The 11,773-nt window shown below is 61.9% G+C and carries 9 protein-coding genes; all 9 read left to right on the plus strand.

The window, feature by feature from the left end:
• Positions 1–159: 159 nt before the first annotated feature.
• The 9 genes from hutU (at position 160) to hutG (ending at position 11,758) form a co-directional block, all read left to right on the plus strand.
• Complete coding sequence (hutU, locus tag H043_RS0107185; RefSeq protein WP_027611281.1) at positions 160–1,857, plus strand: urocanate hydratase; 1,698 nt, start codon at positions 160–162, stop codon at positions 1,855–1,857.
• A 154-nt stretch (positions 1,858–2,011) separates the two neighbouring features.
• A complete protein-coding gene (locus H043_RS0107190; RefSeq protein ID WP_027611282.1) occupies positions 2,012–3,484 on the plus strand; it encodes a cytosine permease in 1,473 nt (490 codons plus the stop codon).
• Between the two features lie 69 nt (positions 3,485–3,553).
• Entirely contained in the window at positions 3,554–4,522 is a 969-nt protein-coding gene (locus H043_RS0107195) for an ABC transporter substrate-binding protein (RefSeq protein WP_027611283.1), read from the plus strand.
• A gap of 84 nt (positions 4,523–4,606) precedes the next feature.
• Positions 4,607–5,458: a proline/glycine betaine ABC transporter permease gene (locus H043_RS0107200; protein WP_027611284.1), complete on the plus strand. Its 852-nt coding sequence runs from the start codon at positions 4,607–4,609 to the stop codon at positions 5,456–5,458.
• The gene (locus H043_RS28965; protein WP_047601084.1) at positions 5,455–6,285 is read left to right on the plus strand and encodes a glycine betaine/L-proline ABC transporter ATP-binding protein; all 831 of its coding nucleotides are present in this window, start codon (positions 5,455–5,457) and stop codon (positions 6,283–6,285) included. Before H043_RS0107200 ends, H043_RS28965 begins: the two co-directional genes overlap by 4 nt.
• Positions 6,286–6,463: 178 nt before the next feature.
• Positions 6,464–7,987, plus strand: a complete 1,524-nt coding sequence (hutH, locus tag H043_RS0107210) for a histidine ammonia-lyase (RefSeq protein WP_027611285.1) — start codon at positions 6,464–6,466, stop codon at positions 7,985–7,987.
• Positions 7,988–8,103: 116 nt separating this feature from the next.
• A complete protein-coding gene (gene hutH / locus H043_RS0107215; protein WP_027611286.1) occupies positions 8,104–9,636 on the plus strand; it encodes a histidine ammonia-lyase in 1,533 nt (510 codons plus the stop codon).
• Between the two features lie 102 nt (positions 9,637–9,738).
• Positions 9,739–10,944: an imidazolonepropionase gene (hutI, locus tag H043_RS0107220; protein WP_027611287.1), complete on the plus strand. Its 1,206-nt coding sequence runs from the start codon at positions 9,739–9,741 to the stop codon at positions 10,942–10,944.
• A gap of 10 nt (positions 10,945–10,954) precedes the next feature.
• Complete coding sequence (hutG, locus tag H043_RS0107225; protein WP_027611288.1) at positions 10,955–11,758, plus strand: N-formylglutamate deformylase; 804 nt, start codon at positions 10,955–10,957, stop codon at positions 11,756–11,758.
• Positions 11,759–11,773 lie beyond the last annotated feature (15 nt).

The following is an 11,773-nucleotide window of genomic DNA, read 5'->3' on the forward strand; positions in this document are numbered from 1 at the left end:
GCAAGTTGGCCGCTTGATTGCATATGCTTGTATGTACAAGTAAAGACGTATGCGTATAAGTCCGCAGCGTCCACTGATTCGCTTGTCGCGCATTGAGGCGCGCAGGCTGCTTGCCCACTGCCAGGGTTGGTTTGAATTGATCGCTGAGGAGTCTTTTTCGTGACTGACAATAAGCCTACAACTGCCGTTTATACAAAGAGACGTGACGTCGAAATCCGTGCATCGCGCGGCAACAAGCTGACCGCCAAGAGCTGGCTGACCGAAGCGCCGCTGCGCATGCTGATGAACAACCTCGATCCGGAAGTGGCCGAGAATCCGAAAGAGCTGGTGGTCTACGGTGGCATCGGTCGCGCGGCGCGTAATTGGGAGTGCTACGACAAAATCGTCGAAAGCCTGACCAATCTGAACGACGACGAGACCCTGCTGGTGCAATCGGGCAAACCGGTCGGCGTGTTCAAGACCCACAGCAACGCCCCGCGCGTATTGATCGCCAACTCCAACCTGGTGCCGCACTGGGCGAGCTGGGAACACTTCAACGAACTCGACGCCAAAGGCCTGGCCATGTACGGCCAGATGACCGCCGGCAGCTGGATCTACATCGGCAGCCAGGGCATCGTTCAGGGCACCTACGAAACCTTCGTCGAAGCTGGTCGCCAGCACTACAACGACAACCTCAAAGGCAAGTGGGTCCTGACCGCGGGTCTGGGCGGCATGGGCGGTGCTCAGCCACTGGCCGCTACCCTGGCCGGTGCCTGCTCGCTGAACATCGAATGCCAGCAGGTGAGCATCGATTTCCGCCTGAAAAGCCGCTACGTCGACGAGCAGGCCAAAGATCTCGATGACGCCCTGGCGCGCATCGCCAAATACACCGCCGAAGGCAAGGCGATCTCCATCGCCCTGCTGGGCAACGCGGCAGAAATTCTGCCAGAACTGGTCAAGCGCGGCGTGCGTCCGGACATGGTCACCGACCAGACCAGCGCCCACGACCCACTCAACGGTTACCTGCCGGCGGGCTGGACCTGGGACGAATACCGCGCCCGCGCCAAGACCGAGCCGGCCGCTGTGATCAAGGCCGCCAAGCAGTCGATGGCCGTCCACGTCAAAGCGATGCTGGACTTCCAGAAACAAGGCATTCCGACCTTCGACTACGGCAACAACATCCGTCAGATGGCGCAAGAAGAAGGCGTGGAAAACGCGTTCGACTTCCCGGGCTTTGTACCGGCCTACATCCGCCCACTGTTCTGCCGTGGCATCGGTCCGTTCCGCTGGGCGGCGCTGTCGGGTGATCCGCAGGACATCTACAAAACCGACGCCAAAGTCAAAGAGCTGATCCCGGACGACGCGCACCTGCACAACTGGCTGGACATGGCCCGTGAGCGCATCAGCTTCCAGGGTCTGCCGGCACGTATCTGCTGGGTCGGTCTGGGCCTGCGCGCCAAGCTCGGTCTGGCGTTCAACGAAATGGTGCGCAGCGGCGAGCTGTCGGCACCGATCGTGATCGGTCGCGACCACCTCGACTCAGGCTCCGTTGCCAGCCCGAACCGCGAAACTGAATCGATGCAGGACGGTTCCGACGCCGTGTCCGACTGGCCACTGCTCAATGCGCTGCTGAACACCGCGAGCGGCGCGACCTGGGTTTCCCTGCACCACGGCGGCGGCGTGGGCATGGGCTTCTCCCAGCACTCGGGCATGGTGATTGTCTGCGACGGTACTGACGAAGCGGCCGAGCGTATTGCGCGCGTGCTGCACAACGACCCGGCCACTGGCGTCATGCGTCACGCCGATGCCGGTTACCAGATCGCTATCGACTGCGCCAAGGAGCAGGGGCTGAACCTGCCGATGATTACCGGTAAATAAACGCACAACCTTGTGGGAGCGAGCCTGCTCGCGAATGCGGTCTGTCAGCCACCACACATGTTGAATGTGCTGACGCCTTCGCGAGCAGGCTCGCTCCCACACTAGTGCGCAAGACGCTCAGTGAACTCGAATAACAATCCACAGAGGTTGAATCATGGCTGTAACCCCCGATCGTGCAGGCAACAAACCGTTGATCGAAAGGCGTTCGATCGACTACATCCCGGAAGCGGAAAGACACGGTCGTCTGTTGAGCCAGTTCACTCTGTGGATGGGTGCGAATCTGCAAATCACTGCGATTGTCACCGGGGCCCTGGCCGTGGTGCTGGGCGGTGATGTGTTCTGGTCGTTGATCGGTCTGTTGATCGGTCAACTGCTGGGCGGTGGCGTGATGGCGCTGCATGCGGCGCAAGGGCCGAAACTGGGCCTGCCGCAGATGATTTCCAGCCGCGTGCAATTCGGCGTGTACGGCGCGGCGATCCCGATCGTGCTGGTGTGCCTGATGTACCTGGGTTTCACCGCCACCGGTACGGTGCTTTCCGGCCAGGCGCTGGGCCAGTTGTTTGGCGTCAGCGACACGGTTGGCATCCTGCTGTTCGCCAGTGTCATCGTAGTGGTCACGGTGCTCGGTTATCGGGTGATCCACTGGATCGGCCGGGTTGCCAGTGTCATCGGCGTGATTGCCTTCGTGTATCTGTTCAGCCGTCTGCTGAGTCAGGTGGATGTGGGCGCACTGTTGCAGATCCGTCACTTCAGTTGGAGCAGCTTCCTGCTGGCGGTGTCGCTCGCGGCGTCCTGGCAGATCGCGTTCGGCCCTTATGTGGCTGACTATTCGCGTTACCTGCCGAGCAAGGTTTCCTCGGTGAAAACCTTCTTTGCCGCTGGCGCCGGTTCGGTCATCGGCGCGCAGGTGGCGATGGTCCTCGGCGTGTTCGCGGCAGCTTCGGCCAACGGCCAGTTTGCCGGTCACGAAGTGGCCTACATCGTCGGACTGGGCGGCACCGGTGCCACCGCCGCGCTGCTGTACTTCAGCATCGCCTTCGGCAAGGTGACCATTTCGACGCTGAACTCCTACGGCAGCTTCATGTGCATCGCCACCATCATCAGCGGCTTCCGTGGACACCTGACGGTCTCGCGCCTGCAACGGCTGGTGTTCGTGCTGGTGATCGTCGGCGCCGCCACCCTGATCGCCTTGCTCGGTCAGCACTCGTTCCTCGGTGCGTTCAAGTCGTTCATCCTGTTCCTGCTGGCGTTCTTCACGCCATGGAGCGCGATCAACCTGGTCGACTACTACTGCATCACCCGCGAGCGCTATGACGTGCCGGCGCTGGCCGATCCGAACGGTCGCTATGGCCGCTGGAATCTGCTCGGGATCAGCGTCTATGTGTTCGGCGTGCTGGTGCAACTGCCGTTCATCTCCACCAAGTTCTACACCGGCCCGCTGGTGGCCGCCCTCGGTGACGTGGATATCTCCTGGATCATCGGTCTGGTGCTGCCTGCTGCCCTCTATTACGTGTGCGCAAAAAAATGGCACGGCTCGGTGCCTGATCAACTGATTCTGCCGGTCGAGCAGAACAGCGTTGTACCACCTGAAAAAAGTGGGGCCGGGCGCGCTGCGGCGCAGGCCTGATTGGACGTGGACAGGGCTGGATGCCTCTTGACTGCCGTAAGCCAATTCATGATTAGGAGCGTCGCAACAATGAAATCGAACAAGACCCTGCTCACCACACTGTTGTCCATGGGCCTGCTGGCCAGTGCCGGTGCCACTCAGGCAGCCGGTTGGTGCGAGTCCGGTAAACCGGTGAAATTCGCCGGTCTGAACTGGGAAAGCGGCATGCTGCTGACCGACGTGCTGCAAGTGGTGCTGGAGAAAGGTTACGACTGCAAGACCGACAGCCTGCCGGGCAACTCCATCACCATGGAGAACGCCCTGAGCAGCAACGACATTCAAGTGTTCGCCGAAGAATGGGTCGGCCGCAGCGAAGTCTGGAACAAGGCCGAGAAGGCCGGCAAGGTCGTCGGTGTCGGCGCCCCGATCGTCGGCGCTATCGAAGGCTGGTACGTGCCGCGCTACGTGATCGAAGGCGACGCCAAACGCAAGATCGAGGCAAAAGCCCCGGAGCTGAAAAACATCGCCGACCTGGGCAAGTACGCGGCTGTTTTCAAAGACGCCGAAGAGCCGTCCAAGGGCCGTTTCTACAACTGCCCGGCGGGCTGGACCTGCGAGCTGGACAACAGCGAAATGCTCAAGAGCTACGGCCTGGAAAACACCTACACCAACTTCCGCCCGGGCACCGGCCCGGCCCTGGATGCGGCGGTGCTGTCGAGCTACAAGCGTGGCGAGCCGATCCTGTTTTATTACTGGTCGCCAACCCCGCTGATGGGCCAGATCGACGCGGTCAAGCTGGAAGAAAAGCCGGGCGTCGACAAAAGCGTGAGCATCAAGGTCGGCCTGTCGAAAACCTTCCACGAGCAGGCGCCAGAGCTGGTGGCCGTGCTGGAAAAGGTCAACCTGCCGATCGACCTGCTGAACCAGAACCTGGGCCGCATGGCGAAGGAACGTATCGAGTCGCCAAAACTGGCGAAAATCTTCCTCAAGGAACATCCTGAGGTCTGGCACGCGTGGGTCAGTGACGACGCAGCCAAGAAAATCGACGCGGCGCTGTAGGTCGATACCTCCCGGTCAACCGTGAGGCTGGCCGGGAGATATGCCGTAAATCGCTTGATTGAGATTTCTGATTGAGAGCCGCTTATGTTTCCCGAAAGCTTTACCTTTTCCATCGCCGACTGGGTCAACGGTTGGGTCGATTCGCTGGTCACCAACTACGGTGATGTGTTCCGCCACATCTCGGACACCCTGCTGTGGGCCATCGTCAACCTTGAAGGCCTGCTGCGCGCGGCGCCGTGGTGGTTAATGCTGGCGATCGTCGGCGTGGTCGCCTGGCACGCCACGCGCAAAGTGCTGACCACCGCCGTCATCGTCGGTCTGCTGTTCCTCGTCGGTGCTGTCGGCCTGTGGGACAAACTCATGCAGACCCTGGCGCTGATGATGGTCGCGACGATCATTTCGGTGCTGATCGGCATTCCGCTGGGGATTCTCTCGGCGCGCAGCAACCGCCTGCGTTCGGTGCTGATGCCGCTGCTCGACATCATGCAGACCATGCCCAGCTTCGTGTACCTGATTCCGGTGCTGATGCTGTTCGGCCTGGGCAAGGTCCCGGCGATTTTCGCCACGGTGATCTACGCCGCGCCGCCGTTGATCCGCCTGACCGATCTGGGCATCCGCCAGGTCGACGGTGAAGTGATGGAAGCGATCAACGCTTTCGGTGCCAACCGCTGGCAGCAACTGTTCGGCGTGCAACTGCCGCTGGCCCTGCCGAGCATCATGGCCGGGATCAACCAGACCACCATGATGGCCCTGTCGATGGTGGTGATCGCCTCGATGATCGGCGCCCGTGGCCTGGGTGAAGATGTGCTGGTGGGGATTCAGACCCTCAACGTCGGACGCGGCCTCGAAGCCGGTCTGGCGATCGTGATTCTCGCGGTGGTCATCGACCGCATTACTCAGGCATACGGTCGGCCACGGCATGAGGTGAGCAAATGAATAACGCAACCGTGAGCAAGATCGAAGTCAAAAACGTCTTCAAGATTTTCGGCAACCGCGCCAAGGACGCACTGGCGATGGTCGGCCAGGGCAAGACCAAGGATCAGGTGCTGAACGAAACCGGTTGCGTGGTCGGGGTCAACGACCTGTCGCTGAGCATCGGCACTGGCGAGATCTTCGTGATCATGGGCCTGTCCGGCTCCGGCAAATCGACCCTGGTGCGCCACTTCAATCGCCTGATCGACCCCACCAGCGGTGCGATCCTGGTCGACGGTGTGGACATCCTGCAATACGACATGGAAGCGCTGCGCGAATTTCGCCGGCACAAGATCAGCATGGTGTTCCAGAGCTTCGGTCTGCTGCCGCACAAGACCGTGATCGAGAACGTCGCCTACGGCCTGAAAGTGCGCGGCGAGAGCAAGCAACTGTGCGCCGAACGCGCGCTGCACTGGATCAACACCGTGGGCCTCAAAGGCTACGAAAACAAATACCCGCACCAGCTCTCCGGCGGCATGCGCCAGCGCGTGGGCCTGGCCCGGGCACTGGCGGCCGACACCGACATCATCCTGATGGACGAAGCGTTCAGTGCGCTGGACCCGCTGATCCGCGCCGAGATGCAGGACCAGTTGCTGGAGCTGCAAAAGACCCTGCACAAGACCATCGTCTTCATCACTCACGACCTCGACGAGGCCGTGCGCATTGGCAACCGCATCGCGATTCTCAAGGACGGCCGCCTGATCCAGGTCGGCACGCCAAGAGAGATCCTGCATTCGCCGGCAGACGAGTATGTTGACCGGTTCGTGCAGCGGCGGGCGGCAGTAGTCTGAAATGGATTGCCTTTGTGGCGAGGGGATTTATCCCCGATGGGTGGCGAAGCCGCCCCCAAACATTGCATGCGGTGCACCTGAAACATCCTGGCTGCAGGTTTTGGGGCTGCTGCGCAGCCCATCGGGGATAAATCCCCTCGCCACAGGGTGTATCAACAGAATTGGCATGAGGTTAAAGATGTCCCAGGCTGAAAAAATCATCATCACCGGCAGCCCCCTGCGTTGGCAGGACGTGGTCGCCGTCGCCCGTCACGGCGCGCAACTGGAGCTGTCGAGCGAGACCTGGGCGCGCATCGAAAACGCTCAGGCCATCGTCCAGCGCATCGTCGAAAGCGGCGAGCGTGCCTATGGCGTCAACACCGGTCTGGGTGGTCTGTCCAACGTCTCGCTGAAGGACGAACAGCTCAGCCAGCTCTCACGCAACACCCTGCTCAGCCACGCCTGCGGCGTCGGCCCGGTGCTGCCTGATGAGCAAACCCGGGCAATCATCTGCGCCGCAATCCACAACTACAGCCACGGCAAATCCGGCATTCACCGGCGGGTGGTCGAAGCGTTGCTGGCGCTGCTCAATCGCGGCATCACTCCGCAGGTTCCGTCGCAAGGTTCGGTGGGTTACCTGACGCACATGGCGCACATCGGCATCGCGCTGCTGGGCGTGGGCAATGTCAGCTATCGCGGGCAGATCACTTCGGCGCAACAGGCGCTGGCCGAAGAAGGCCTGCAACCGGTGCAACTCGGCGCGAAAGACGGTTTGTGCCTGGTCAACGGTACGCCGTGCATGACCGGCCTCAGCTGCCTGGCGATTGCCGACGCGACGCGTCTGGTGCAATGGGCCGATGTGATCGGCGCCATGAGTTTCGAAGCGCAGCGCGGGCAGATCGCCGCGTTCGATGCCGAGATCATCGCGCTCAAGCCGCACCCCGGAATGCAACAGGTCGGTAGCAACCTGCGCGCCTTGCTCGATGGCAGTGAAGTGATCGCGACCAGCAAAGGCATTCGCACTCAGGATGCGCTGAGCATCCGTTCGATCCCGCAGGTACACGGTGCGGCGCGCGACCAACTGGAGCACGCGATCAAACAGGTCGAGGCCGAGCTCAACGGTTGCACCGATAACCCGTTGCTGCTGGGCACGCCGGACAACTTCCGGGTGATGTCGCAGGCCAACCCGCACGGTCAGTCAGTGGCGATGGCAGCGGATCTGCTGGCGATTGCCATGGCTGAAATCGGCTCGATTGCCGAGCGCCGCCTCGATCGTCTGGTCAACCCACACGTCAGCGGTCTGCCGGCGTTTCTGGTGGCCAATCCGGGGGTGAACTCCGGAATGATGATCGTGCAATACGTCGCCGCTTCGCTATGTGCCGAGAATCGCCAACTGGCGCAACCGGCGGTGCTCGACAACTACGTCACCTCGGGCCTGCAGGAAGACCACCTGAGCATGGGCACCAGCGCTGCACTGAAGCTGCACCGCGCCCTGGAAAACTGCACGCAGATTCTCGCCATCGAGTACCTGCTGGCGGCGCAGGCCTTTGAATTCCTCAAGGAGCAGCGCTTTGGCGCGGGCACTGATCGGGCGTGGCGTCTGTTGCGTGAAACCGTCCCGGCCTACGATCAGGATCGCTGGCTGGCGCCGGATATCGCCACCGCCGCCAGCGTGCTGAAAAACCCGAATGCGCTGCACAACGTATTACCGAATCTGCACTGACAACTACCCATACCAGCGTGCCAAGGCGCGGATCGTCCACAAGACGAGAAACGACGGATAACGGAATGCTCCGGAGCGACTGGTAGTTAATAACAATGTTCAAAAGGAGCATTTTAATGACTGCGCTGAACCTGATTCCCGGCCAACTGAGCCTGGCCCAACTGCGTGATGTCTATCAGCAACCGGTCAAGCTGACCCTCGACCACAGTGCTGCGGCGCAGATCGAGGCCAGCGTCGCCTGCGTCGAGCAGATCCTCGCCGAGAACCGCACCGCCTACGGCATCAACACCGGCTTCGGCCTGCTGGCGTCGACCCGCATCGCCAGCGAAGACCTGGAAAACCTGCAGCGTTCGCTGGTGTTGTCGCACGCCGCCGGTGTCGGCCAGCCGATCAGCGATGAGCTGGTGCGCTTGATCATGGTGCTCAAGGTCAACAGCCTCAGCCGTGGTTTTTCCGGCATCCGCCGCGTGGTGATCGACGCGCTGATCGCGCTGATCAACGCCGAGGTTTATCCGCATATTCCGCTCAAGGGTTCGGTGGGTGCATCCGGTGACCTCGCGCCATTGGCGCACATGTCGCTGGTGCTGCTGGGCGAAGGCAAGGCGCGTTACAAGGGCGAGTGGATGGAAGCCACCGAAGCGCTGAAAGTCGCCGGTCTGACCCCGCTGACCCTGGCGGCGAAAGAAGGTCTGGCGCTGCTCAACGGTACTCAGGTGTCCACTGCATTTGCCCTACGCGGTCTGTTTGAAGGTGAAGACCTGTTTGCCGGTGCGCTGGCAATCGGCGGTCTGACGGTTGAGGCGGTGCTCGGTTCGCGCTCGCCGTTCGACGCACGTATTCACGCCGCTCGTGGCCAGAAAGGCCAGATCGATGCTGCAGTCGCATATCGCGATCTGCTCGGCGAGCGCAGCGAAGTGTCCGATTCGCACCAGAACTGCGAGAAGGTTCAGGACCCGTACTCCTTGCGTTGCCAGCCACAAGTCATGGGCGCCTGCCTGACCCAGTTCCGTCAGGCCGCCGATGTGCTGGTGGTCGAAGCCAACGCGGTGTCCGACAACCCGTTGGTGTTCGCCGCTGAAGGCGATGTGATTTCCGGTGGCAACTTCCACGCCGAGCCGGTGGCCATGGCCGCCGACAACATGGCCTTGGCCATCGCTGAAATCGGCTCGCTGAGCGAACGCCGTATCTCGCTGATGATGGACAAGCACATGTCGCAACTGCCGCCGTTCCTGGTGGCCAATGGCGGGGTCAACTCCGGCTTCATGATCGCTCAGGTGACCGCCGCAGCACTGGCCAGCGAGAACAAGGCGCTGTCCCATCCGCATTCGGTCGACAGCCTGCCGACCTCGGCCAACCAGGAAGACCACGTGTCGATGGCTCCGGCCGCCGGCAAGCGCCTGTGGGAAATGGCCGAGAACACCCGCGGGATTCTCGCGGTGGAATGGCTGGCGGCGGTGCAGGGGCTGGATCTGCGTAACGGTCTGAAGACTTCGGCCAAGCTGGAGCAGGCGCGGGCGATTCTGCGCAAGGAAGTGCCGTTCTATGAGAAGGACCGCTTCTTTGCGCCGGACATCAATGCGGCGACTGAGTTGTTGGCTTCGCGCTGCTTGAGCGAATTGGTTCCGGCGAAATTGCTGCCTAGCCTGTAATGGCCTCTTCGCGAGCAGGCTCGCTCCCACAGGGGAATGCATTTCAACTGTGGGAGCGAGCCTGCTCGCGAAATCGATTTTGAATACTGTGGAGACTAAGGGATGAAAACCCTCTGGCAACACTGCCACGTCGCAACCATGGCGCAGGGCGTCTACTCGATCATCGAGGATGCGGCCATTGTGACGTCCGGTGCGCATATCGAGTGGATCGGCCCGCGTAATCTGCTGCCGTCCGGCGAATACCCGGCGGTCAACGATCTGCAAGGCGCGTGGGTGACCCCGGGCTTGATCGACTGCCACACCCACACGGTGTTCGGCGGCAACCGCAGCGGCGAATTCGAGAAGCGTCTGCAAGGCGTCAGCTACGCCGAGATCGCGGCGCAGGGCGGCGGCATTGCCAGCACCGTGCGCGCCACCCGTGAAGCGAGCGAAGACGAGCTGTTCGCCAGCGCCGCCAAGCGTCTGAAAAGCCTGATGCGCGACGGCGTGACCACGGTCGAGATGAAGTCCGGCTACGGTCTCGATCTGGCCAGCGAAAGCAAGATCCTGCGGGTCATTCGTCGCCTGGCCAAGGAGCTGCCGATCAGCGTGCGCAGTACCTGTCTGGCCGCCCACGCGCTGCCGCCGGAGTACAAGGATCGCGCTGACGACTACATCGAGCACATCTGCGCCGAGATGCTCCCGGCATTGGCCGCCGAAGGGCTGGTCGACGCCGTGGATGCGTTCTGCGAATACCTGGCGTTCTCGCCGGAGCAGGTCGAGCGGGTGTTCATCACCGCACAAAAACTCGGCCTGCCGGTGAAGCTGCATGCCGAGCAATTGTCGTCGCTGCATGGCTCCAGTCTGGCCGCACGGTATCACGCGTTGTCTGCCGACCATCTGGAGTTCATGGACGAAGACGACGCCATCGCCATGGCCAAGTCCGACACCGTCGCGGTGTTGCTGCCGGGGGCGTTCTACTTCCTGCGCGAAACCCAGCTGCCGCCGATGGACGCCCTGCGCAAGCACAAGGTCAAGATCGCTATCGCCAGTGACCTCAACCCCGGCACCTCGCCGGCGCTGTCGTTGCGCCTGATGCTGAACATGGCCTGCACCTGCTTCCGCATGACCCCGGAAGAAGCCCTGGCCGGCGCGACCATTCACGCCGCGCAAGCGCTGGGCATGGCTGATACCCACGGTTCGCTGGAAGTCGGCAAGGTCGCGGATTTCGTCGCCTGGCACATCGATCGTCCGGCGGATCTGGCCTATTGGCTCGGTGGTGATCTGGACAAGCGCGTCGTGCGTCACGGCGTCGAATCAAGTCTGTAGGAGAGCGGTTGTGGATAAGGTTCTGAGTTTCAAACAAGGTCGCGTACCGCTGCTGATCAGCATGCCGCATGCCGGTGTGCGCCTGACGCCAGCGGTCGAAGCCGGGCTGATCGCGGACGCGAAAAGCCTGCCGGACACCGACTGGCACATTCCGCAGCTCTATGCCTTTGCCGAGGAACTGGGCGCCAGCACGTTGGCCGCCGAATACTCGCGTTTCGTCATCGACCTTAACCGTCCGTCCGATGACAAACCGTTGTATGCCGGCGCCACCACCGGGCTGTACCCGGCGACGCTGTTCGATGGCATCCCGTTGTTCAAGGAAGGCCTGGAGCCTTCGAAAGAGGAGCGCGCGACTTATCTGGAGCAGATCTGGACGCCTTACCACCGCACGCTGCAACAACAACTGGCGCGGCTGAAGGCCGAGTTCGGCTATGCGCTGCTGTTCGACGCGCACTCGATCCGCTCGATCATCCCGCACCTGTTCGACGGCAAATTGCCGGACTTCAATCTCGGCACCTTCAACGGCGCCAGTTGCGATCCACAGCTTGCTGGACAGCTCGAAGCCATTTGCGCACGCCACGGCAACTTCAGCCACGTGCTCAACGGACGCTTCAAGGGCGGCCACATCACCCGCCATTACGGCAACCCGGCCGAGAACATCCACGCCGTGCAACTGGAGTTGTGCCAGAGCACCTACATGGAAGAGTTCGAACCGTTCCGCTACCGCGTCGATCTGGCGGAGCCGACGCGGGTGGTGCTCAAGGAGTTGCTGCAGGGCCTGCTGGCCTGGGCAAAGTCGCACTACACCGCATAACCCCTGTGGGAGCGG

The sequence above is a fragment of the Pseudomonas sp. URIL14HWK12:I6 genome (assembly GCF_000514195.1).
Lineage (GTDB): Bacteria > Pseudomonadota > Gammaproteobacteria > Pseudomonadales > Pseudomonadaceae > Aquipseudomonas > Aquipseudomonas putida_A.

What these genes read in the sequence shown, in the direction of transcription:
- H043_RS0107190 (WP_027611282.1), top strand. Translation starts at nt 2,012, where the DNA reads ATGGCTGTAACCCCCGATCGTGCAGGCAACAAACCGTTGATCGAAAGG.
- H043_RS0107195 (WP_027611283.1), top strand. Translation starts at nt 3,554, where the DNA reads ATGAAATCGAACAAGACCCTGCTCACCACACTGTTGTCCATGGGCCTG.
- H043_RS0107200 (WP_027611284.1), top strand. Translation starts at nt 4,607, where the DNA reads ATGTTTCCCGAAAGCTTTACCTTTTCCATCGCCGACTGGGTCAACGGT.
- H043_RS28965 (WP_047601084.1), top strand. Translation starts at nt 5,455, where the DNA reads ATGAATAACGCAACCGTGAGCAAGATCGAAGTCAAAAACGTCTTCAAG.
- hutH (WP_027611285.1), top strand. Translation starts at nt 6,464, where the DNA reads ATGTCCCAGGCTGAAAAAATCATCATCACCGGCAGCCCCCTGCGTTGG.
- hutH (WP_027611286.1), top strand. Translation starts at nt 8,104, where the DNA reads ATGACTGCGCTGAACCTGATTCCCGGCCAACTGAGCCTGGCCCAACTG.
- hutI (WP_027611287.1), top strand. Translation starts at nt 9,739, where the DNA reads ATGAAAACCCTCTGGCAACACTGCCACGTCGCAACCATGGCGCAGGGC.